The organism is Pseudonocardia charpentierae (assembly GCF_031845345.1).
In the GTDB taxonomy this organism is placed as follows: domain Bacteria; phylum Actinomycetota; class Actinomycetes; order Mycobacteriales; family Pseudonocardiaceae; genus Pseudonocardia; species Pseudonocardia charpentierae.
Genome location: NZ_JAVREJ010000016.1, coordinates 62328 through 84322, shown reverse-complemented (window position 1 = coordinate 84322; position 21995 = coordinate 62328). Strand labels below are relative to the sequence as shown.

The following is a 21995-nucleotide window of genomic DNA, read 5'->3' as shown; positions in this document are numbered from 1 at the left end:
CCGCCAGGGCGCTCAGCGACCGTTGAGCAGCGGCTGCAGCGGGTCCCAGGTGGTTCCGTCCGCCGCGTCGCGGCGGCGCCGGGCCATCCCCGACAGCACCTCGAGCACCACGCGGTTCGCCAGGGCCGAGGTGATGTCGGCGTGGTCGTAGGGCGGCGAGACCTCGACGACGTCCACGCCGACGACCGGCAGGTCGTAGGCGATCCGGCGCACGGCGTCGAGGAGCTGGCGCGCGGTGAGCCCGCCCGGTTCGGGCGTGCCGGTGCCCGGGGCGTGGCCCGGGTCGCAGACGTCGATGTCGACCGACAGGAAGACGCCGTCGCAGTCGTCCGTCGCCGTCACGAACGCCTCGGTCAGGCACTCGTCGAGACCGCGGGCGACGATCTCGGTCATCTCATAGCTGCGCATCCTCTGCGCGGCCATCCAGGCAAGCGTCTCGGGCCCCGGCCAGTAGCCGCGCAGCCCGATCTGCAGGAACCGGTCGCCGCGCAGCGCTCCCGACTCGATCAGCCGCCGCATCGGCTGGCCGTGCCCGACCAGCGACCCGAACTCGACGTCGCCCGTGTCGGCGTGCGCGTCGAAGTGGATCATGGAGACGCGGCCCTGCCCCAGATGCTGGGCGACCCCGGCGGCGTCCGGCCAGGCGACCGTGTGGTCGCCGCCCAGCACCAGCGGCACCGCGCCTGCCGCCGTGACGGTGTGGACGGCGCGCTGCAGGTCGCGCACCGAGCGCTCGGCGTCGCCGGAGAACATCTCGACGTCGCCCGCGTCGTAGACGGTCAGGTCACCCGACAACCCGTCGACGCGCAGCGCGAGCGACGGGCGCGACCCGTCGTGGGGCAGGTAGCAGGTCTGGCGGATGTGCTGCGGCCCGAACCGGGTGCCCGGCCGGTGCGAGGTGCCGCCGTCGAAGGGCGCGCCGAGGATCACGACGTCCGCGCCGGCGTACGTCTCCGGCTCGTCCCACGTGCAGCGGGGCACACCGAGGAACGTGATGTCCGGGCCGAACTGAGGGCCGTAGCGGGCCATCAGGAGCAGTGCCCCTTCCCCTCGTGCCCCGACCCGTGCCCCGCCTGCGGAGCGACGTCCAGCGCGGGGTTGCGGTCGAAGAACCCGGCCGGGGTGAGGCGGAACGACACGACGTCGACCGGCATCACCGGCCAGTCCTCCACCCGCGGCACGTGGTGGATGCCGAAGACGTACCAGAGCACGACGTCGGTGTCCTCGATCGACCGCTGCGCCTGCGTCCACACCGCGAGGCCCTCGTCGTACGCCGACTGGTTGACGAACTCCCCGCAGGGCCAGCGCTCCTCCGGGTGGAAGGGCGTGACCCACAGCGTGTGCCCGATGACCTGGGCCCGCTCGAACACGGGCGACGAGGGGTCGAGCATCGCCGGGAACGCCCCGGACGGCGCCAGCTTGTAGGCCGTGGGCGTGCCGTGGGCGTTGCGCCGGGTGCTGCTCGTGATCTTCCACGCGCGCTGGGTGGCCCAGTTCGGGTCGAACCCTCCCTCGGTGGTCAGCGGGTCCGAGGCCTGGGTGAGCGCGAGGCCGTAGGGGTTGTCCGGGCCGATCGGCGGCTGCACCGTCTCGGTCGCCACCACGGTGTTCGCCTCGCCGTCGACGTCCATGTCGAGGCGGGCGACGATGAAGTGCTGGTGGATCGGCGCGTAGGTGCGGGCATCGACGACCGTCCCGTACGGCGGGGCCTCGCCCTCGCGGAACGGCGTGGTGACCATGATCCCGGTGGCGCGCACCTCGCATTCGATCGTGCCATCTTCGTAGAACCGCCAGTAGACGAGGTACTCGTAGTTCGCGACGGTGACGTGGCTGCTCACCACCATCCGTCGGCGGCGGCGGACCTGGGCCCCGACGAGCCCGTCGACGTGCTTCCATGCGACGCCGTCGTCCTCCTCGTGCAGGCAGATCGCGTTGCGGATCACCTGCGGCTCCCCGGCGGAGTCGTGCAGCACGGCGTCGACGTAGGTGATCTCGCCGAGGCAGTCGCAGCCCAGCTCCAGCGACGTGGTCATGAAGCCCAGGCCCCACTCGCCGACGTCGAACGCCGTCCGGTTCGCGTGCTCGGGGCTCGGGTCGCGGTAGGGCACCACCATCTCCGCGAAGGACAACCGGTGCGCGATCGGGCGAACGGTGGACCCGTCGTCCCAGCCCACCTCGTGCAGGACCAGGCCCTCGCGGTAGGTGAAGCCCAGCCGCATGCGCCAGTTCTCCCAGGCGAGCGCATGGCCGTCGAGGGTGAACGACACGCCTTCGGGCTGCACGACCTCCAGGGGCCGACGGGTGGTGCGGGGGGCGTAGTCCGGGATGTGGGCGGGGTCGTACTCGCCCATCACCGGCGGGAACCCGAGGTCCGGGCCGTCCTGGATCTCGAGCAGCTCCATCGTGTTCATGTCGACGACGAACTTGAGCCCGGCCACCGGGTGTGCGTACGGGTTCGCGCCCGGGGCCGCGCGCAGCCACACGTCGCACCAGCCGATCCGGCGGCCCGCGAAGGGCTCGGGGATCAGGCTGGCGCCGTAGGTCCAGACGTCGACCAGGGTCAGCGACGGGTCGTCGATCCCGCGCTCGGCCAGGGCCGCGATCACGTCGGGATGCCGACGCATGGCCTCGTCGCACTCGTGCCACTCGTCGACCGTCGCGTTGGGCTGGCGGTCCGGCTGGGCTTCCCATGCGAGCAGTGTGTCGTCGGACCCTCTCGAATTCCCGAGGGACAGTTCCGCGACGTACGCGAGCCCGTCGGAGGTGTCCCACACGATCGCCCGCGCCCGGCGCTCGACCGGATCACCGGGCTCGTGCCCGCGCACCACCTCCTTTGCCGGCTCGCGCAGCTCGATGGCGGCGATCCGCCACTGCGGGCGGGCGACGCCACGCTCGCGCTGCAGGAGCGCGGCGACCTGGCGGATCTCGTCGGCGGTCAGCGGGTCCAGCGGATGGGGACCGGTCACGGGGGCGCCTCCTGCTCGGATCGGGCGCCCGCAGTCTTGATGATCGACGGGACGGCGGGCAACAGCCCGACGCCGTCGCCGCACCCGTCGGCGCGACCTCCGCTCGGTGGTCGCGATCGGCCTCTTGTGGCTCCGCCGCGCTTCTCCCGCCGGTCGGCTGCTGCGGCCGGATGCCCGGCCGGACCGCGGCATCACCCCCTTCACCAGCGCAAAACTCGGCGAGGGGGGCGTTGTTGCCCGGCCCGGACACCGGTCGTAGGGTGAACGCCGCGGTCACCCCAGGCCGTTGATCACGAATCCGCAGGACCGTCGAGGAGCCCGGTGCGCATGAACAGCGAGGCACCTGCCGATCCGACCGACCAGGACGGCGAGGTCGGTGAGGTCGTCCGTTTCGATGTCGTGAGGCATGGCGACGACGCCACCGTCGTGCACGTCGTCGGCGAGATCGACACGTTGACCGCACCCGTGTTGCGCGCCCAGTTGGACGAGCACATCCCGGCCGTCTCGTTGCTGGTGCTCGACCTGTCGGACGTCACGTTCCTCGGCTCGGCCGGGCTGGCAGTGCTCGTGGCGGCCAAGGACGCCGCGGACGCCCGCGGCCACACCCTGCGGCTGGTGTGCGGGTCGCGGATCGTCACGCGCGCGCTCGAGGCCACCGGCCTGCTGACGCTCTTCGACGTCGCCGACGGAGTGCCGCAGGCACTCGCGTCCTCGGCCTAGCCCTATCAGGTGATCGGCGGGTCGCCCCGGTTGCGGCCGGTGACGATGGCACGCTGAGGCCCGTGTCCACCGGTGCCCTGGTCGATCACTCCGACGTCCTGAGGTGCACCGCGGGCGAGATCGCCGCACGGGTGCGCGGCGGAACCACGACCGCCGTCGAGGTCGCCCGTGCGCACCTGGCGCGGATCGGTGCCCGCGATCCGGAGCTCGGAGCCTTCCAGGCCGTCGACGCGGAGCGGATGCTCGCCGAGGCCGCCGCGGTGGACGGACGCCCGGACCGGTTCGCCCTGCCGCTCGCGGGCGTCCCGATCGCGGTGAAGGACAACGTGCGCGTCGCCGGGCATCCCACGCGCCACGGCTCCGCGGCCACCTCGACCGCGCCGGCGCGCCGCGACGACGAGCTGGTCAAGCGGCTCCGGCGGGCCGGGGCGGTGGTCGTCGGCAAGACCCGCATGCCCGAGCTGGCGCTGTGGGGTTTCACGCAGTCGGCGCTGGGGGTCACGCGCAATCCCCGCAACCCCGCCCGGGACCCCGGAGGTTCCAGCGGCGGCAGTGCCGCCGCGGTCGCCGCGGGCATGGCGGCCCTCGCACTGGGGACGGACGGCGGCGGCTCGATCCGCGTCCCGGCGGCCTACTGCGGCCTGGTCGGTCTCAAGCCCGGATCCGGCGAGCTGCCGCTGCCCGGCGGCGCGGACGAGCACTGGTTCGGGCTCAGCGCCGCCGGCCCGCTCGCCCGCACGGCCGTCGACGCGGCGGTGATGTTCGCGGTGCTGGCGGGCCGGGACGCCGTGGCGGCCCGGGACGCCGTCGAGACGGGCGGGGCGCTCACCCAGGTGGCCGTCTCGCTGCGCAGCCCGTCGCCGCTCGCCGAGCTGGGGGCGGAGAACCGGCTGGCGACCGTCGGCGCGGCCGTGCTGCTGCGTGAGGGTGGAGCGGTGCTGGCGGCCGCGGACCCGCCGTACTCCGGATCCGTGGCGTCGCACTGGTCGGTGCGCTGGCAGGCCGGTGTCGCGCGGGAAGCCGCCGACCTCGACCTCGACCTGGGCCTCGTGGAGCCGCGCACCGCGACGGTCGTGCGCCACGGCCGGGGGGTGCTGCGCCTCGGCGGCCCGCGCCCCGCGACGGCGGCGGCGTGGCGCGAGCGGGTCCTTGCGTGGTTCGACGCGGGCCGTCACGACGTGCTGCTCACCCCGGCGGTGGCCGGCCCGCCGGTCAGGGCGGGAGCCATGCGCCACCGCGGCTACCTGTCGACGATGCTGACCTCCGCGGCTCGCGTGCCGTACACCCAGGCCTGGAACCTCGCAGGGCTGCCGGCCGTGGTGGTCCCGGTGCTCGTGTCGGGCCATGCCGTCGCGGTGCAGCTGGTCGGACGGCCGGGCGACGAGCTCGCGCTGCTGACGACGGCCGCGCGGATCGAGGGCCGCCAGGTGCCGGACGCCCGGCTCGGCCGGCCCGGCGCCTGACCGCTGCCTGCCCAGGGATCAGCGCAGTGCGATCAGCGCAGCGTGATCCGCCCCGTCCCGGCCCGCACCTCGCCGATCACCGCCGCGGACACCCCGGCTGCGGCCAGCTCCGCCACCGCCGCCCGCGCCCGCTCCGGGTCGGCGCCGAAGAGCAGGCCGCCCGAGGTCTGGGCGTCGGCGAGCAGCAGCACGTCGAGCTCACCGAACCCGCCGGCATCGACGTTCGGCGCCACCCAGTCGCGGTTGCGGCGGCTGCCGCCCGGCAGGATCCCCGACTCGGCCAGCTCCCGGACCCCGGGCAGCACCGGCACGGCCGCGACGTCCACCACCGCGTCGACGCCCGACGCCGCGGCCATCTTCATCAGGTGCCCGAGCAACCCGAAGCCGGTCACGTCCGTGCACCCGGTCGCCCCTGCGGCGACCGCGGCCCGCGCCGCCGCCGCGTTGCTCGCCGTCATCGACGCCACCGCGCGCTCGACCAGCTCGTCGGGAGCGACGCCCGCCTTGATCGCCGTGGTGGTGATCCCGATCCCCAGCGGCTTGGTGAGCACCAGAGCGTCGCCCTCGCGCAGTCCCCTGTTGGTCAGCACCCGGTCCGGGTGGACCTCGCCGACGACCGCGAGCCCGTACTTGGGCTCCGGATCGTCCACGCTGTGCCCGCCGACCACGGCGAACCCGCCCTCGGCCGCGATCTCCGACCCGCCGGCGAGCACCTCGGCGAGCAGGGAGGTCGGCAGCTCCGACGAGGGCCAGGCGACGAGGTTCAGCGCGAACAACGGCCGCCCGCCCATCGCGTAGATGTCGGACGCCGCGTTCTGCGCCGCGATGCGGCCCCAGGTGCGCGCGTCGTCGACGAGCGGGGTGAAGAAGTCGGTGCTGGCCACCAGCGCACGGTCGGCGTCGAGCCGCCAGACCGCGGCGTCGTCGCCGGTCTCGGTGCCGACGAGGAGCTCCGGGGCGTTCGGCGGGGCGAGGGTGGTCAGGACGTCCGCGAGCAGACCGGGGGCGAGCTTGCAGGCGCATCCGGCGCCGTGACTGAACTCGGTGAGGCGGCGGGTTTCCCGAGAAGGATCCGACACAGCGGCAGCGGTCACCGGCCGAGCCTACGTCGGACCGGCGGACGGCCAGGGCGCTCACCGCCGGACGCGGCCGTACCCTCGTTCCGTGACCCTCGCGTCCGACCCGCGGCGTCGGGTGCCCCGCACCGACGCCGTGCTGGCCGAGCCCCAGATCGCGATCGCCGTCGCGCAACTGGGCCGTCCCCTGGTGAAGGAGGCGGTCGGCGCGGCGCAGGACCGGGTCCGGAGCGGGGAGATCGCCCCCGAGGCCGTCGTCGACGCCGTGCTCGACGCGCTGCCGGACATCGCCGCCACCCTGCGCCCGGTGCTCAACGCCACCGGCGTCCTGCTGCACACCAACCTCGGCCGCGCACCGCTCTCCCCCGCCGCGCGACGGGCGCTCGACGTCGCCGCCGGCACCTGCGACGTCGAACTGGACCTGGCCACCGGAGGCCGCGGCCCCCGCGGCCGGGGTGCGGTCGACGCGCTGCTCGCCGCCGTTCCCTCCGCCGGTGCCGCGCACCTGGTCAACAACGGCGCCGCCGCACTCGCCCTCGTCGCCACCGCGCTGGCCTGCGGCGGGCGGGAGATCGTCATCGCCCGCGGCGAGCTGGTCGAGATCGGCGACGGGTTCCGCATCCCGGACCTGCTCACGGCCACCGGCGCCCGGCTGCGCGAGGTCGGCACCACGAACCGAGTCACGCCCGCCGACTACGCCGACGCCGTCGGCCCGGACACCGCGTTCGTGCTCAAGGTGCACCCCTCGAACTTCGTCGTCACCGGCTTCACCCGGTCCGTCGAGGTGCGGGAGCTGGGCGGGCTCGGCGTGCCGCTCGTGGTCGACATCGGGTCCGGGCTGCTCGCACCCCATCCCCTGCTGCCCGACGAGCCGGACGCGACCACCGCGCTGACCCACGGCGCCACCCTCGTCACGGCCTCGGGCGACAAGCTCCTCGGCGGCCCTCAGGCGGGGCTGCTCCTCGGGGCGCCCGGCGACGGTGCGGAGCTGGTCGGGCGCCTGCGCCGGCACCCGCTCGCCCGCGCACTGCGGGTCGACAAGCTGACCCTCGCGGCGATGGAGGCCACTCTGCGCGGTCCGGCCACGCCGGTACGAGAGGGCCTCGACGTCGCTCCTGCGGCGCTGCACGCCCGGGCGTCGCGGCTGGCGGAACTCCTGCGCCGCAGCGGCGTCCCCGCGGAGGCGGTCGAGACCGACGCCACGGTCGGCGGGGGCGGTGCGCCCGGCGTCGCGTTGCCGAGCGCCGCCGTCGCGCTGCCCGAGTCCTTCGCGGCGGCGCTGCGGGCGGGCGAGCCCGCGGTGCTGGGCCGTCTCGAACGCGGGCGCTGCCTGCTCGACCTGCGGGCGCTGCCGGCCGAGGCCGACGACACGCTGGCCGCAGCCGTGCTCACATGCAGGTCGTAGCGACCGCGGGGCACGTCGACCACGGCAAGTCGACCCTGGTCCGGGCCCTGACGGGGATGGAGCCCGACCGGTGGGCCGAGGAGCGCCGCCGGGGCATGACGATCGACCTCGGGTTCGCCTGGACGACGTTGCCCTCGGGCGCCGAGGTCGCGTTCGTCGACGTCCCGGGGCACGAGCGGTTCGTCACGACGATGCTCGCGGGCGTCGGCCCGGTGCCTGCGGTGCTGCTCGTCGTCGCCGCGGACGAGGGCTGGATGCCCCAGTCGGCCGAGCACGCCGACGCGCTGGCCGCGCTCGGTGTCCGCCACGGGCTGCTCGTCGTGACCCGCGGCGACCTCCTCGAACCCGACCTGGCCCGCGACGAGGCCCGCGCCCACCTCGCGGGGACGCCGCTCGCCGACATCCCCGCCGTCTGCGTCTCGGCCGCCACCGGCGCCGGGATGGACGACCTGCGGGTCGCCCTCGACGATCTCGCCGCCGCGCTGCCCGTTCCCGACCCCCGTGCCGACGTGCGGCTGTGGGTGGACCGCGCGTTCACGATCCGCGGCGCCGGAACGGTGGTCACCGGGACGTTGCCCGCGGGCCGGCTGCGGGTGGACGACGAGCTCGAGGTGCACGGCGCCGACCACCCGCCGCGCCGGGTGACGGTGCGCGCGCTGCAGAGCCTCGGGCAGCCGCACGAGCGGGTCAGCGGGGTGGCCCGCGTCGCGCTGAACCTGCGGGGCGTCCCACGCGAGGCGGTGGTGCGGGGCGACGTCCTGCTCACCCCCGGCGCCTGGCTGCCGACCGCGGAGCTGGACGCGCGGCTGTCGGGCGTCCGCGGGGCGGCGCCGGACCTCGCCGAGCTGCCCGAGCAGCTGACACTGCACGTGGGGTCGGCGGCGGTGGCCGCCCGCGTGCGGCCGCTGGGCGACGACGTCGTCCGGCTGCGGCTGCGGCATCCGGTGCCGCTGCGAATTGGTGACCGGGCCGTGCTGCGCGACCCGGGCCGGCGCCGGGTGACGGCGGGCCTCACGGTGCTCGACGTCGCGCCCCGGCTGCTGCGCCGGCGGGGTGCTGCGACCCGGCGGGCGGCCGAGTTGGCCGACGTGCACGGCCCGGACGCCGCCGGCGAACTGCGTCGCCGCGGCGTGGTGCGGCGCGCCGACCTCGTGGCGATGGGCGTGCCTGCGGAGCAGGTCGACGCGCTGCGGGCTCCGGGTGCGGGCGGCCACCTGCTCGATCCCGGGCTGGCGACGGTCCTGGGAGGGCGTCTGGCGGCCGCGGTGGCCGCGCACGACGCCGCGGACCCGCTCGACCCGGGGCTGCCGCTGGAGGCGGCGCGGAGGGCGCTCGACCTGCCGGATGCGCGGCTGGTCGAGGTGGTGCTGAGGCACGGCGGCGACGGGCGATCCACCGAGGCGCTCACGCTGCGCGACGGCCGGGTGGCCGCACTCACCGGCGCCGGACTGCCTGCCGCCGTGCGCGCTGCTCTGGAGGAGCTGCGCGCGGACCTGCAGCAGCGCCCGTTCGACGCACCCGAGGCCGCCCGGCTGGCCGCTCTGGGCCTGGGCCCCCGGCAGCTCGCCTCGCTCGTTCGCAGCGGCGAGCTGCTGCGCGTCGCCGACGGCGTGGTCCTGCTGCCGGGCGCGGACGACCGTGCCGTCGCGGTGCTCGGCACGCTCGGTCCCGAGTTCAGCCTCAGCGCCGCCCGGCAAGCCCTGGGCACGACGCGCCGGGTCGCCGTCCCGCTGCTGGAGCTGCTGGCCCGCAGCGGCCGCACGGAGCGCACGGCCGACGGCGGCCACCGCCTCGTCCGGCCGGCCCCGGTGACCGCCGATCGGCGCGTTCGGTAGCTCCGTTCGGCGATCACCCAGTGCGACAGGCGGACCGAGGTGACCCCCCGGTGGCAGCCGCAGCGTGGGCGCTCTACGGTGACCCGTGATGTCCGACACGCGCCCGAACTCGCCTGCCGATCCGCCTGCTTCCCGGCGGAGCGGCGATGCCGACGACCAGATCACGCTGTCCTCGCACCGGCCCACGCCGAGCCAGATTGTGATCGAGGTCGGCGGCGAGGTCGACATGCTCACGTCCCCACAGCTGCGGGCCGCCGTGCTCGAGCAGTTCGAGCCGTCGTCGAACGTCGAGCTGGTGGTGCTCGGCATGGACGGCGTGACGTTCCTCGGCACCAGCGGCCTGGCGGTGCTCATCGAGGTGCGGGAGGCGGCGCACGCCGCAGGCGTCGAGCTCCGGTTGGCCTGCACGGCCCGCCGGGTGCTGCGCCCGCTCACGATCGCCGGCCTCGTGCCGCTCTTCGACATCCACCCCACGCTCGACGAGGCGCTCGCCGCCACCTGAGACACCGTGATGTAGGTCACACACGTCGGATATTGCGCTGGTGCAACCGTTTTCTGCCGTCCAGTGCCCGATGTGGACGATCACCCCCGCAACCTGCCGAATCTTGCCGCGCCGTCACCCGACGAGACCGACTGCCGGCTCGTTCCTCCACGGCGAGTGGCCACCATGCGGCAGTCGGGTGGTGCCCCGGCACATCCGGCAGGCGGAGGGGGAGTTTGTCCTCCTGCGGAGGTGGGAAGTCGACCGCGATCGCCCGGAACGACTCGGGCTCACGGACATCAGCGAGGTGGATCGCGACATGAGCGACGTTTCCCGGCTCCCCGGACCGATGGATCACGCATGGCAGTGGCAGCGCCTCGGGGCCTGCCGCGGGATGGACAGCGGGGTGTTCTTCCACCCGGACGGCGAGCGCAACCCGTCGCGGTCGCGGCGCACCGCCCGAGCGAAGGAGGTCTGCCACCGCTGCCCGGTGATGGACATGTGCCGGGAGTTCGCGCTGCAGACCCGCGAGCCCTTCGGCGTCTGGGGTGGCCTCGCCGAGGCCGAGCGGCGCATCATCCTCGAGCGGCGGGGGCTGTCCGCCGTCAGCTGACCGCCGCGCGGTCCACCACACGACACACAAGGGCCGGTCCCCCGTGCGGGGACCGGCCCTTTGTCGCGTCCGGCGATCCGGTCAGCCTGCCGGCTGGTCCGTGTCGTAGCCGACGTTCTGCGCCTGCCACATCCACCGCTGCTCCTCGAGAACACCGGTGATCTCGATGAACAGGTCCTGCGTCACGAGGTCGGCCTTCTCGACCTCCTCGATGCGCGGCCGCAGGCCCTTCACGGTCGCGTCGAGCGCCTCGTAGGCCGTGCGGATCACGTCGCGGTCCTTGAGCCAGCCGGACTCGATGTCCGGTACACGGGAGTCGGCCGTGATCGTGGCGGCGCGGCCGTCCGGCGACACACCGATCGCGGCGGCGCGCTCGGCGACCTGGTCGGAGTACTTCCGTGCGGTCTCGACGAGCTCGTCGAGGTGCAGGTGCACATCGTGGAACTGACGCCCGACGAGGTTCCAGTGGGCCTGCTTGGCCACCAGCGACAGGTCGACCAGGTCGACCAGGGTGGCCTGCAGGGCCGTGCCGGTGATGTCGCGGGCGTGGTCCTCGAGCGGGCTGGGGATGGGACGAGCCATCAGGGGTAACTCTCCTTCGATACCGACCTTGCGGCAGCGGGACTGCAGATTCCGCTGCCGCCCTGTCAAGAGTCGGGTACCCCTGCGTCCCCCGCCCGACGCGTGAGGCCGGTCTCGTCGGGCAGGGCGGGTCGGCTCAGTCGTCGACGACCGACAGCTCCAGGCACCGGTAGCGCTGCACCGGCAGGCTGTAGACCTGCGCGATCTGCCAGACGGCCCGCTCGACCGCCGCCCGGGCCGGGTCGCTCGGCAGCGGCACGGGGGCCAGGCACTGGACGCCCGGCTCCGGATCGAACCCGACAAGCTCGCTCAGCGCCGCGACGAGGTCGCCGTCCACCGCTCCCCCCAGTGGCAGGCGCAGGCCGAGCCGGTGCACGTGCAGCTCGTCGATCCCGAGCTGCGCGACGGCGGCACGCACGTCGTCGACGTCGTCCATGTCGTCGTCGGAGTCGTCGAGGTCGTCGTCGGCGGACGTGGTCAGGGAGCCGCCACCCAGCACGCACACCGGGCTGGGGTCGGAGACGGGCTCGTCCTCGCACACCAACAGCAGATCGACGTAGCCGGCGTCGCGGACCACGTTCAGGAGATCCGAGCCGGGCCGCAGCAGCTCCATCGGGCTGACGGCGATGGCGACGACGCGCCGCCCCTCGTCGGCGGACTCGCCGTCGGTGGGTCTCGGGATGTCCACGGGCAGGACGAGGCCGGTCTCCGAAACCGCGACCATCTCGTCCCCCTTGACGCCTGACTCCGCGGGTCGGCACAGCCAAGCGCATTCCGCGCAGTGGAAGTGGCCCTATACCTCACCAGTACGCCGAACGGGCGGAAGTGATCCGTGAGCGGTCCGCGGGATCCGCCCGCGTCAGGGGTTCAGCCGGACGGCGAGCAGCGCGACGTCGTCCCGTAACGGTTCCGGGAGGCAGGCGGCGAGGACGTCGTCGACGACGGTCCCGGCGTCGGAGCCCGGAGGCACCGCCGCGACCGTGCGCTCCAGGAGTTCGGTGCGGACGTCAGCGTCGTGGCCCGCGACGTCGGTCAGCCCGTCGGTGTAGAGCAGCAGCAACGAGCCCGGCGGGCACCGGACGCTCGCGGCCCCGCGACCCGGAGCACCGTCCGCGATGGGCACGACACCGATCATCGGCGAGTGGTGCCCGTCGAGCCGCACAAGCTCGCCTCGGGGCGTGAGCAGCAGCGGCGTGGGGTGCCCCGCGTTCGCGTAGTGCAGCGTCCGGGTCCCGTCGGGATCCGGCGGTTCGAGCCGCGCGTAGACCGCAGTCGCCATCGCCGCCATCTCGAGCCCCTGCACGAGCTGGTCGCAGCGGTCGAGCACGGAGCCGGGCTGGTCGCCGCCCCAGGCGTAGGAGCGCACGACGCCGCGCAACTGCCCCATCGCCGCCGCGGCACGCAGGTCGTGCCCGACGACGTCACCGACCGCGATGCCGACCGCTCCGTCGGGCAGCTGCAGCACGTCGTACCAGTCGCCGCCGACCTGGTTGCCGTCCACGCCGACCAGGTAGCGGGCGGCGATCTGCAGGCCGGCGACGTCCGGGACAGCCGGCAGCAGGGTGCGCTGCAGGGTCACCGCGGCGGCGTGCTCGGTCTCGTACAGCCGGGCGTTGTCGACGGCCAGCCCGGCCCGCCCGGCGAGATCCGCGGCCAGGTGCACGTCGCGCGGGCCGTAGCGGCGGCCGTAGGGGTGCTGGGTGAGCAGCGTCAGCGCGCCGAGCACGCGCCCGCGTGCCCGTACGGGCACGACCATCGCCGACCGCAGCCGCAGCCGCGCGAACAACGCCGCGGCGGCGGGGTCGTCCGGATAGCGCTCCGCGCCGCGCTCGGGCAGCTCCGGGATCAGCACCGGGGCGCCGCCGTCGAGCACCCGGCCGGTGTCGCTACCTGTGCCCGGGGCGTAGGTGCGCACGGCGCCGAGCTCGCGCAGGAGCCCCTCGTCCGCGGAGTCCCGGGCGGCGATGGCGACGCGGCGGCTGGGCACCCGGCCGGGTTGGTCGACCAGGTCGACCGCGCACAGGTCGGCCAGGGCGGGCACCGCGATCCGCGCGAGCCGGGCGCAGGCGTCGGCGACGTCGAGCGCCCCGGTCATCTGCGTGGTCGCCTCGGCGAGCAGTCGCAGCTGGGCGCGCGACTCCTCCGCCTCGGCCAGCGCGCTGCGGCGCTCCTGCTCGACCATCACGCGCTCGGTGACGTCGTTCTGGACGCCGACGAAGTTGACCACCGCGCCCGTCCCGTCGGTCACGGGTGAGATCGACACCTGGTTCCAAAAGGCGGTGCCGTCGCGCCGGTAGTTCAGCAGGACCTCGGTGACCGGCTCGCCGCGGCGCAGTGCCTCGCCGATCCGCCGGATCGCCGCCGGGTCCGTGTTGGGGCCCTGCAGGAGCCGGCAGTTGCGGCCGACGACCTCGTCGAGCCGGTAGCCGGTGAGGCGGGTGAACGACGGGTTTACCCACACCAGCGGATGGTCGGGCAGCCGCGGATCGGTGATGGTGAACGACATCTCCGTGGCGATCACCGCGCGGTCGCGCAGCAGGGCCAGCCGCCGCTGGTCGGCGAGCTCGGTGCCCGAGAGCTGCTGGAACACGACCATCGCGCGCGACTGCGGGCCGTCGTACTCCGTACCGGTCGAGAGGGTGAAGCCGGTGACCCACAGCAGCCGTCCCTCACCGGCCCGGCGGTCTGCCTGGCTGAGCGTCGAACCGCGCCGGGCCGAGTCGTGCACCGCCACCGGCTCGCCCGCCACGGGGACGCCGCCCGCGACGAGCGACAACGGTGACGTCGTCCTGCTCATCGGCCGGCCGCCGAGGTCGGTGAGGCCCGCGGCGTCGCTCCACACGTCGACGTCGACCGGCAGCCCCACCCGCTCGCCGGTCAGCGCGATGGCAGCGGCGTTGGCGTAGACCACCTGTTGCCGGTCCAGGTCGATGACGAGCACGGCGGCGGGCGCGTCGTGCAGCACCTGCGGCATCCCCGGCGCCTCCATGGGGGATGCTCCGACCGACCGTCGACCCAGCACCGGATCAGCCTAATGTGTGGCCTGTCGCCTGCGCGCGCATGATCACGGGTCGGGCCTCCGTTATCACGTGTTCATTGCCCCCGCAGCCGTCGGCACCGGCGCGCCGGTAGGGTGCGTCGCGGCGGAGCGGGTGGGCCCGCTGCGCGGTGGGGTCGACTTCCGTCCCGCCCGAGCCCCCGGAGGTGTCCGTCGTGTCCGAAGCCGTCACGCCCGAGCCCTTCGGGGTGGGCCTGCCGCTGGACACGCAGGTATCACGCCCTCGAGCCGGCAGCGTCCTGCTCGAGGTGGACGGGGAGATCGACACGCTCACCGCCGCCCGCCTGCAGGCCGGGCTGGACGAGGCGCTGGACGCCGCACGTTCCGAGGGTTCCGGCGTCGTCGTCGACCTGAGCGGCGTCACCTTCCTCGCCTCCAGCGGGCTGGCCGTGCTCATCGGCGGTGCCCGGCGCGTGGCCGGGTTCGGCGCGCGGTTGCGGCTGGTCGCCGCCTCCCGTGCCGTCACCCGTCCCCTCCAGGTGACCGGGGCGGACGCACTGTTCGACACCTTCGACGACGTCGCCTCCGCTCTCGCCGCCGCAGCTCTTGACGTCGCACCGCCTCCGGGCGTTGCTCCGCCCTCCGGGGAAGTAGGAAGATGACCAGTACAGACCCTCGTACGACCCGAAGGAGAGCTGCCAGCGTGTCCGACGCCGAAACGCTCGACGGGATGTCCACCGTGGAGGTCCGGACGTCGGCGACCGCCGCGCTGATCCCGACCATCCGCGCCGTGGCCTCCGACCTCGCAGCGCGGGCCGACTTCGACCTCGACGCGATCTCGGATCTGCGGATGGCCGTGGACGAGGCGTGCGCCACCCTCGTCGACGCCGCGGAGCCGACCTCCGTCCTGCAGTGCCGCTTCCTCGTCCGGCCCGAACGCATCCGGGTGCACGCCGAGGTCGAGGCGGCCAAGGCGGACACCGTCCTCTCGACGGACACGTTCGGCTGGCGGGTCCTGCAGACCCTGGCGGACGAGGTCGAGGTGCTCCACGAGGCCGCTACCGAGGGTCGGCGGGCCACCGTCGGCATCAGGCTGGACAAGAGCGCCGGCGACGTGCCGCGGTGACGAGGGCGGACCCGGAGTACGGACACCTCATCCCCCTGCTGGAGGAGTACGCCTCCACAGATGCGGGCGACCCGCGTCGCGACGCCCTGCGCGCCGAGCTGGTCACCGGTTTCCTGCCCGTCGCCCAACACATCGCGCGCCGCTTCTCCAACCGCGGTGAGCCGTTGGACGACCTCGTCCAGGTCGCGACGGTCGGGCTGATCAACGCCGTCGACCGGTTCTCCCCGGAGCGCGGCAGCGACTTCTTCTCCTTCGCGGTGCCCACCATCAGCGGCGAGGTGCGCAGGCACTTCCGCGACCTCGGCTGGTCGATGCGCGTTCCGCGGCGGCTCAAGGACCTGCACGTCTCGATCAACGGGGTGGTCTCGGAGCTGTCGCAGAGCCTCGGGCGCGCACCGAAACCCACGGAGATCGCCGAGCGGCTCGGCCTGCCGGTGTCCGAGGTGCTGGAGGGGCTGGAGGCCTCGGAGGCCTACCGCAGCTCGTCGCTCGACGAGATGCTCTCGTCGGAGCAGGGCAGCGCGACGGTCGGTGAGCTGGTCGGCGAGGCCGACGCCGAGATGAACAGGGTCGACTTCCGTCAGGCCCTGCGCCCCGTGCTGGCCGAGCTCGCGCCGCGCGAGCGCACGATCCTGCTGCTGCGGTTCTTCGGGAACATGACGCAGACGCAGATCGCCCAGGAGGTCGGCATCTCGCAGATGCACGTCTCCCGGCTGCTCACACAGACCCTGGACCGCCTGCGCAGCCGGCTGGACCCGGAGACACGGGTCAACTGAGTCCGCGTCGGAGCCGTACTGCTGTCTCCAGCACTACGGCTCCGACGGGACCGGCTAGCGGAAGATGCTGCGCACGAGCGCGACGGCCACCAGCGCGCCGACCGCGTACAGGGCGTACTTGATCTTCGGGTCGGCGAGCTTCGCCGCGGCCGCCTGTCGGCCGTCGTCCGCGAGCTTCTTTGGGTTCACGCGCGCGCTCAGCACGTCGAGGCTCGCGGCGAGGGCGTCCCTGCTCCGCTCGATCTCGCGCTGGATCGTGTCCGGGTCCCGCGCCACAGCGCCTCCTCTGGTCCGACGGTGGGGCACACGGTAGATCACCGGTCACCGCTTGCCAGGATGGGCCCATGACCGAACGCCTGCAGGCCGGTGACCCGGCCCCCGACTTCACCCTTCCCGACGCCGACGGCAAGCCCGTCTCGCTGACCGACTTCCGCGGCCGGCGCGTGATCGTCTACTTCTACCCGGCCGCCGGCACCCCCGGCTGCACCAAGGAGGCCTGCGACTTCCGCGACAACCTGGCCGAGCTCAACGACGCCGGCGTCGACGTGCTCGGGGTCTCGCCGGACAAGCCGGCGAAGCTCGCGAAGTTCCGCGACGCCGAGGGGCTGACGTTCCCCCTGTTGTCCGATGTCGACAAGCAGGCGCTGACGGCGTGGGGCGCGTTCGGCGAGAAGCAGATGTACGGCAAGACCGTGACGGGCGTGATCCGCTCGACGTTCCTGGTCGACCCCGAGGGACGGATCGAGGAGGCGCTGTACAACGTCCGGGCGACGGGGCACGTGGCGAAGCTTCGGAAGGACCTGAAGGTCTGAGCGCGTGAGGTGCACACCAGCGCTGTCGCGGACGCCGCGAAGAGCGCTCATGTTCACCTCACGCCGCCGGCCAGCGCCGGATCCGTATGCTGGCCGCGTCGCCGGTCCACCCGATCGGCGAATGGAGTAGCCGGCGTACTCCAACTGGCAGAGAGCCGCGGTTTAGGTCCGCGTCAGTGCGGGTTCGAATCCCGCCGCCGGCACTACTCAGGTGCTGCCGCCCGCTCCAGGTGCGGCCGCCGCGCCGCCACCGCGGCGCCGATCGTGCCGACCAGGCCGCCCGCCACCGAGATCGCGAGCATCGCGGGCGAGACCCGGCCCGTGACGGCGTCGCCCAGCACCACCAGCCCGATCGTGCCGGGCGCCGTGCCCAGGATCGTGCCGAACAGGTACGGGGCGAACCGCACCCCGGACAGCCCTGCGGCGTAGTTCAGCAGCGAGAACGGCAGCACCGGGATCAACCGCAGCGACGTCACGGCGAGCAGGCCGCTGCGGTCCAGCCGCTGCCGCGTCCACACCACCGGCGGGCGGTCGGCGAACCGCTCCACCACGCCCCCACCGGTGAGGCGCACGAGCCAGAACGCCACGACCGCGCCCAGCGCGGTGGCGACGACGGCCACCGCCACCCCCAACGCGGACCCGAAGAGCAGCCCCGCCGCCATGGTGAAGATCGTCCGCGGGACGGGCGGGACGGTGACGAGCACCTGCAGGACGAGGAACAGCGCCGGCGCCCACACCCCCGCGCCTCGTACGGCGTCCTGCACCGCCGCCGCGTTCAACCCGGTCGGACCGATCCGCCCCAGCACGACGAGAGCCGCGATCGTCGACACGGCCAGTGCGACCGCGCCGACCATCCGCTTGCGTCTCATCGCCTCGACGGTACCGAGACCGGCCAGGCGGCCGGTTCAGCGCCCCGTCAGCGCCTGCAGGTGCGGCAGCAACGCGCGCATCGCCCGCCCGCGGTGCGACAGGGCGTCCTTCTCCTCGGGCGCCAGCTCGGCCGACGTCCGGTCCTCGCCGTCGGAGACGAAGATCGGGTCGTAGCCGAAGCCGTTGGTGCCGCGCGGTTCGCGGATCAGGCGCCCGGTCCACTCGCCGTGCACCACGATGTCCTCGCCGCCGGGAACCACGAGCGCCGCCGCGCAGACGAACGCCGCCCCCCGGCGTTCGTCGGGGACGTCGGCGAGCTGGCCGAGCACCAGCTCGAGGTTCGCCCGGTCGTCGCCGTGGCGGCCCGACCACCGCGCCGACAGCACCCCCGGCATCCCGCCGAGCGCGTCGACGGCGAGCCCGGAGTCGTCGGCGACGGACGCCAGGCCGGTGGCCTTCGCGGCGTCGCGAGCCTTGGCCAGCGCGTTCTCGGCGAACGTCGCGCCCGTCTCGGGCTCCTCGGGGAACGGGGGGAGGTCGGCGAGGCCCAGCACCCTGATCCCGGCGATCTGGGCGCTATCCAGCATCCGCCGCAGCTCGACGAGCTTGCCGGGGTTGCGTGTGGCGAGCAGGAGGTCGGTCATTCCCGCGGACCACCCGGGAGCGGAGCGGCCAGCGCCGCGCTCTGCGCGGCCACCAGGTCGGCGATCCCGCGCAGGGCCACGTCGAGCATGGCGTCGAGGGTGCGCCGGGTGAACGTCGCTCCCTCCCCCGTGCTCTGCACCTCGATCAGCGTGCCGGTGTCGGTCGCGACGACGTTCGCGTCGACCTCCGCACGGGAGTCCTCCTCGTAGGGCAGGTCCAGCCGCACCCGGCCGTCGACGACACCCACGCTCACCGCGGCGACCTGGCACGCCAGGGGCTTGGGGTCGGCGAGCCGGCCGCGCGCGCCCAGCCACGTGACGGCGTCGGCGAGGGCGACGTACGCGCCGGTGATCGCGGCAGTGCGGGTGCCGCCGTCGGCCTGCAGGACGTCGCAGTCGAGCGCGATGGTGTTCTCGCCCAGTGCGGCGAGGTCGAGGCTGGTGCGCAGGGAGCGGCCGATCAACCGGCTGATCTCGTGGGTGCGACCGCCGATGCGGCCCTTGACCGACTCGCGGTCACTGCGGGTGTGGGTGGCCGACGGCAGCATGGCGTACTCGGCGGTCACCCAGCCCAGCCCGGAGCCCTTGCGCCAGCGCGGCACGCCTTCGGTGACGCTGGCGGCGCAGAGCACCTTCGTGCCGCCGAACTCCACGAGCACCGATCCGGCCGGATGCTGCTGGAAACCGCGGGTCAGGCGCACCGGGCGCAGTTCGTCGTCGGACCGTCCGTCTGCTCGAGTCACCCCCGTAGATTAGGTGGTGGTGGATTCGTGCCCGGTCACACCGTTCACACCCGATACAGGGTTCAATGCCGCATGCTCACCGTCGACGGGATCCCGGCGCACCCGCTGGTCGTACACGCCGTGGTCGTGCTCCTGCCGCTCGCGGCCGTCGCCACCCTGCTGGTGGTCGCGCGGCCCGTCTGGCGCCGTCACCTCGGCGTCTGGGTGCTGTTGCTCGCCGCCGCCGGCGTCTTCGCCATCCCCGTCGCGACCACCACCGGGGAGCAGCTCAAGCAGAGCCTGGGCGGCGGCGGCCCGCTGATCGAGATCCACGAAGAGCGCGCCGAGACGCTGCTGATCCCCGCGCTGGTCTACCTCGCGCTGCTGGCGGCCACCGTGCTCGTCGGGCGGCGCGCCGACGCGGCGGTCGACGGCCCCGGCGCCGCGCACGCCACCAGGTCGAACGTCGGGTCGCTGCATCGGATCACCGTGATCACGGGCGTTCTCGCCGCGCTGGCCGGACTGGCTGTCACCGGGCTGGTGGTGTGGATCGGGCACGCCGGATCCGCGGCGGTCTGGCAGAGCTGAGCGACGCTCAGACGTCGTAGGTCGCGTCGGGCGCGACCACCTCGATGGGTCCGTCGAACGCCTCCTGCGCCTCGGCCAGGAGGGCTGCGGGATCGCACCACGCCGGGATGTGGGTGAGCAGCAGCCGGCCCACGCCCGCCGCGGCCGCGTGCTCGCCCGCCTGCCTGCCGGACATGTGCAGCTCTCCGGGCGGCTCCGTCCACCGCCCGGGGACGATGTGCGGCCACGATGCCTCGCACAGCAGCACGTCCGCGCCGCCGGCGAGCTCGACCAGCTCCGCGCACGGGCCGGTGTCGCCGCTGTAGACCAGGCTCGCGCCGCCCTGCTCGACGCGCACCGCGTACGCCTCGACGGGGTGGGCGACCGGCGTCGCCCGCACCGCGACGTCGCCGAGACTCGCGCCGTCCGCCGCCTTGCGGAACGCGAGCACGTCGGACAGGTCCGTCGACTCCCGCTCCTCCGGCGACGCGGCGTAGGCCATCGCGAGTCGCGTCGCCGTGTCGGCCGGGCCGAAGACGGGCAGCGGGGTGATCGTCGCTGGCGGCCCGGGGTGGTAGCGGCGGTGCACGACGAGGTTGGCCATGTCCGCGCAGTGGTCGGCGTGCAGGTGGGAGAGCACGACGGCGTCGAGCAGCCACGGGTCGAGGTGGCGCTGCAGCGCTCCGAAGCTGCCGTTGCCCAGGTCCAGCAGCAGTCGCGTGTCGCCGGCGGTGACGAGATAGCCCGAGGCGGGCGACAGGGGCCCGGGGCCGCTTCCCGAGCAGCCCAGGACGGTCAGGCGCACGCCAGCAAACTAGCGGGCCCGTGTGCGGTGCAACCACCAGAGGCCGACGAGCGGCAGCACGAGTGGGATGAACCCGTAGCCGCGGCCGTAGAACGACCACACGGTGTCGTCGGGGAAGTCGCCCGCGTCGAGGACGGTGAGGGTGCCGACGACGAGCACGCCGGTCAGCTCGAAGAGCACGGCGGTCCAGGCCAGCGGGCGCGCCCACGGCCGGGTGCTCGCGAGACCGACGGTCGCCAGGATGTAGACGACCCCCGCGAGGGCGGAGAGCAGGTAGGCCAGCGGCGCGTTCGAGAACTTCCCGGCGATCTGGACGGCGGCCCGGGCCGTCGCCGACAGCGCGAAGATCCCGTAGACGGCGACGAGGATCCGCCCCGCACCCGTCGACGTCGCCCGTGCCTTCCGACCCGGAGCCTCAGCCACCCGGGACCCACAAGCCCTGCAGCCGCAGCACCGCCACGAGCGTCGCGACGGCACCGACCGCGACGACCGTGCCGCCCCAGCGGGTCGGCTCGGCGTAGGCGAACTGGGTGGCGATCGGCAGCACGCAGACCGACACCGCCAGGTAGATCAGGAACGTGCTCTGCTCGGGCAGGGTCACGCCGAACGCACGGACGGCGCCGATCGCGGCCTGCACGGCGAGCAGGGCGACGACGACGCCCACAGCGATCTTGAACTCGGGACCGGGCGGCCGGTTCAGGGCGGTGAGGACGAGCCCGAGCACCGCGAGCGCGCCCGTGGCCAGGAGCGTGGCGAGCGCCAGGGCGTCGTACACACCGCGACGCTATACCGGGCGGCCCCGCTGCCGGGCGGCCGGATCCGGCAACGCGCCGGTCGTCGCCCGGCGGGACCGGCGGGCGACCAGCCATGCCGCGAAGATCCCCGCGACGGCGCCGAACAGGTGGCCCTGCCACGACACGCCCTCCTGCCCGGGCACCACCCCGAGCAGGATCCCGCCCCACAGGAAGAACACGACGAGCGCCAGCACGATCTGGGCGCCGCTGCGCGCGAAGAACCCGCGGACGAGCAGGTAGGTGAGCCAGCCGAAGATCACCCCGGACATCCCGACGGTGACGCTGCCGTACGGCGCGGTGAACCACACGCCCAGGCCGGCAACCACCCAGATGATCGCGGTGACGGAGACGAACCGCCCGATCCCGTGCGCCAGCACCAGGAAACCGAAGACCACGAACGGCAGGGTGTTCGCGATGAGGTGCGCCCACCCGGCGTGCAGCAGGGGCGCCCACACGATGCCTTCAAGACCGTCCACGCTGCGCGGGACGATCCCGTCGGCGTCGAGGCGCTCGCCCGTCATCTGGTCGTAGAACTCCACGACCCACAGCACCACGGTGAACGAGAGGATCATCATGAGCGCCTGCAGCGGCCGGGCCGGGAAGACGCGTGCAGCGGGGGCCATGGCAACGACGTTACCGAGTTCCGGTACCGCCCCGGTGAGGTCACGGCGCAGTCAGCGGGGAACGGGGGCATGAGACCGCGGCCTTTGCGCAGAACCGCAGCACCCCACCTGGTCCCG

General features: G+C 74.0%; 25 protein-coding genes and 1 tRNA gene. 12 read left to right on the top strand and 14 right to left on the bottom strand.

Annotated elements, in window-relative coordinates; translation table 11 throughout:
- Positions 1-12: 12 nt before the first annotated feature.
- Both speB and RM445_RS21330 read right to left on the bottom strand, forming a co-directional pair.
- Entirely contained in the window at positions 13-1029 is a 1017-nt protein-coding gene (speB, locus tag RM445_RS21335; RefSeq protein WP_311558580.1) for an agmatinase, read from the bottom strand.
- Positions 1029-2966, bottom strand: coding sequence for a primary-amine oxidase (locus RM445_RS21330; RefSeq protein WP_311558579.1), 1938 nt, complete (start codon positions 2964-2966; stop codon positions 1029-1031). The genes speB and RM445_RS21330 overlap by 1 nt, the downstream gene beginning before the upstream one ends.
- Before the next feature lie 327 nt (positions 2967-3293).
- On the opposite strand from RM445_RS21330, the gene RM445_RS21325 reads away from it, so the two are divergent.
- Positions 3294-3686, top strand: a complete 393-nt coding sequence (locus RM445_RS21325) for an STAS domain-containing protein (protein ID WP_311558578.1) — start codon at positions 3294-3296, stop codon at positions 3684-3686.
- 62 nt (positions 3687-3748) lie between these two features.
- Positions 3749-5149, top strand: coding sequence for an amidase (locus RM445_RS21320; RefSeq protein ID WP_311558577.1), 1401 nt, complete (start codon positions 3749-3751; stop codon positions 5147-5149).
- Positions 5150-5181: 32 nt separating this feature from the next.
- Here RM445_RS21320 and selD read toward each other — a convergent pair whose 3' ends face one another.
- Complete coding sequence (gene selD, locus RM445_RS21315) at positions 5182-6228, bottom strand: selenide, water dikinase SelD (RefSeq protein ID WP_311558670.1); 1047 nt, start codon at positions 6226-6228, stop codon at positions 5182-5184.
- Between the two features lie 85 nt (positions 6229-6313).
- Here selD and selA point away from each other — a divergent pair, with 85 nt between their 5' ends.
- The 4 genes from selA (at position 6314) to RM445_RS21295 (ending at position 10559) form a co-directional block, all read left to right on the top strand.
- A complete protein-coding gene (gene selA / locus RM445_RS21310; RefSeq protein WP_311558576.1) occupies positions 6314-7630 on the top strand; it encodes an L-seryl-tRNA(Sec) selenium transferase in 1317 nt (438 codons plus the stop codon).
- On the top strand, positions 7618-9465 hold the full coding sequence (gene selB / locus RM445_RS21305) for a selenocysteine-specific translation elongation factor (RefSeq protein ID WP_311558575.1): 1848 nt from the start codon (positions 7618-7620) through the stop codon (positions 9463-9465). Before selA ends, selB begins: the two co-directional genes overlap by 13 nt.
- An 88-nt stretch (positions 9466-9553) precedes the next feature.
- A complete protein-coding gene (locus RM445_RS21300) occupies positions 9554-9967 on the top strand; it encodes an anti-sigma factor antagonist (protein ID WP_311558574.1) in 414 nt (137 codons plus the stop codon).
- Between the two features lie 298 nt (positions 9968-10265).
- A complete protein-coding gene (locus RM445_RS21295) occupies positions 10266-10559 on the top strand; it encodes a WhiB family transcriptional regulator (protein WP_311558573.1) in 294 nt (97 codons plus the stop codon).
- Positions 10560-10640: 81 nt separating this feature from the next.
- On the opposite strand, the gene RM445_RS21290 is transcribed toward RM445_RS21295, so the two are convergent.
- From RM445_RS21290 to RM445_RS21280, 3 genes are all read right to left on the bottom strand, one after another.
- A complete protein-coding gene (locus RM445_RS21290; protein WP_397469380.1) occupies positions 10641-11141 on the bottom strand; it encodes a Dps family protein in 501 nt (166 codons plus the stop codon).
- Positions 11142-11277: 136 nt separating this feature from the next.
- A complete protein-coding gene (locus RM445_RS21285) occupies positions 11278-11865 on the bottom strand; it encodes a hypothetical protein (RefSeq protein WP_311558572.1) in 588 nt (195 codons plus the stop codon).
- 135 nt (positions 11866-12000) lie between these two features.
- Positions 12001-14163 (bottom strand): SpoIIE family protein phosphatase, encoded by a 2163-nt coding sequence (locus RM445_RS21280; protein ID WP_311558571.1) that lies wholly within the window; start codon positions 14161-14163, stop codon positions 12001-12003.
- Between the two features lie 191 nt (positions 14164-14354).
- Between RM445_RS21280 and RM445_RS21275 the strand changes: the two genes are divergently transcribed.
- Genes RM445_RS21275 through RM445_RS21265 form a run of 3 tightly spaced genes read left to right on the top strand, consistent with a single transcriptional unit; the run spans position 14355 to position 16041 of the window.
- Positions 14355-14801, top strand: coding sequence for an STAS domain-containing protein (locus RM445_RS21275; RefSeq protein WP_311558570.1), 447 nt, complete (start codon positions 14355-14357; stop codon positions 14799-14801).
- Between the two features lie 41 nt (positions 14802-14842).
- Positions 14843-15265, top strand: a complete 423-nt coding sequence (locus tag RM445_RS21270; protein ID WP_311558569.1) for an ATP-binding protein — start codon at positions 14843-14845, stop codon at positions 15263-15265.
- Positions 15262-16041 (top strand): SigB/SigF/SigG family RNA polymerase sigma factor, encoded by a 780-nt coding sequence (locus tag RM445_RS21265; protein WP_311558568.1) that lies wholly within the window; start codon positions 15262-15264, stop codon positions 16039-16041. The genes RM445_RS21270 and RM445_RS21265 overlap by 4 nt, the downstream gene beginning before the upstream one ends.
- Positions 16042-16095: 54 nt before the next feature.
- Here the strand turns inward: RM445_RS21265 and RM445_RS21260 are convergent, their stop codons facing one another.
- Positions 16096-16317, bottom strand: a complete 222-nt coding sequence (locus RM445_RS21260; protein ID WP_311558567.1) for a DUF3618 domain-containing protein — start codon at positions 16315-16317, stop codon at positions 16096-16098.
- A 68-nt stretch (positions 16318-16385) separates the two neighbouring features.
- Between RM445_RS21260 and bcp the strand changes: the two genes are divergently transcribed.
- Entirely contained in the window at positions 16386-16853 is a 468-nt protein-coding gene (gene bcp / locus RM445_RS21255) for a thioredoxin-dependent thiol peroxidase (RefSeq protein ID WP_311558566.1), read from the top strand.
- Between the two features lie 129 nt (positions 16854-16982).
- Positions 16983-17056: transfer RNA gene (locus RM445_RS21250), tRNA-Leu, on the top strand.
- Here the strand turns inward: RM445_RS21250 and RM445_RS21245 are convergent.
- Genes RM445_RS21245 through rph form a run of 3 tightly spaced genes read right to left on the bottom strand, consistent with a single transcriptional unit; the run spans position 17057 to position 19110 of the window.
- The gene (locus RM445_RS21245) at positions 17057-17722 is read right to left on the bottom strand and encodes a TVP38/TMEM64 family protein (RefSeq protein ID WP_311558565.1); all 666 of its coding nucleotides are present in this window, start codon (positions 17720-17722) and stop codon (positions 17057-17059) included. It abuts the tRNA gene before it with no gap.
- A 36-nt stretch (positions 17723-17758) separates the two neighbouring features.
- The gene (rdgB, locus tag RM445_RS21240) at positions 17759-18367 is read right to left on the bottom strand and encodes an RdgB/HAM1 family non-canonical purine NTP pyrophosphatase (protein ID WP_311558564.1); all 609 of its coding nucleotides are present in this window, start codon (positions 18365-18367) and stop codon (positions 17759-17761) included.
- The gene (gene rph, locus RM445_RS21235) at positions 18364-19110 is read right to left on the bottom strand and encodes a ribonuclease PH (protein WP_311558563.1); all 747 of its coding nucleotides are present in this window, start codon (positions 19108-19110) and stop codon (positions 18364-18366) included. The genes rdgB and rph overlap by 4 nt, the downstream gene beginning before the upstream one ends.
- 72 nt (positions 19111-19182) lie before the next feature.
- Here rph and RM445_RS21230 point away from each other — a divergent pair, with 72 nt between their 5' ends.
- Positions 19183-19677 (top strand): DUF2231 domain-containing protein, encoded by a 495-nt coding sequence (locus tag RM445_RS21230; protein WP_311558562.1) that lies wholly within the window; start codon positions 19183-19185, stop codon positions 19675-19677.
- A gap of 7 nt (positions 19678-19684) precedes the next feature.
- Here RM445_RS21230 and RM445_RS21225 read toward each other — a convergent pair whose 3' ends face one another.
- The 4 genes from RM445_RS21225 to RM445_RS21210 are packed head-to-tail and all read right to left on the bottom strand — an operon-like array spanning position 19685 to position 21878.
- A complete protein-coding gene (locus tag RM445_RS21225) occupies positions 19685-20461 on the bottom strand; it encodes an MBL fold metallo-hydrolase (protein WP_311558561.1) in 777 nt (258 codons plus the stop codon).
- 9 nt (positions 20462-20470) lie between these two features.
- Positions 20471-20884, bottom strand: coding sequence for a hypothetical protein (locus tag RM445_RS21220; RefSeq protein ID WP_311558560.1), 414 nt, complete (start codon positions 20882-20884; stop codon positions 20471-20473).
- The gene (locus RM445_RS21215; RefSeq protein ID WP_311558559.1) at positions 20877-21236 is read right to left on the bottom strand and encodes a hypothetical protein; all 360 of its coding nucleotides are present in this window, start codon (positions 21234-21236) and stop codon (positions 20877-20879) included. Before RM445_RS21215 ends, RM445_RS21220 begins: the two co-directional genes overlap by 8 nt.
- A gap of 9 nt (positions 21237-21245) precedes the next feature.
- Positions 21246-21878, bottom strand: coding sequence for a rhomboid family intramembrane serine protease (locus RM445_RS21210; RefSeq protein ID WP_311558558.1), 633 nt, complete (start codon positions 21876-21878; stop codon positions 21246-21248).
- Positions 21879-21995: the final 117 nt, after the last annotated feature.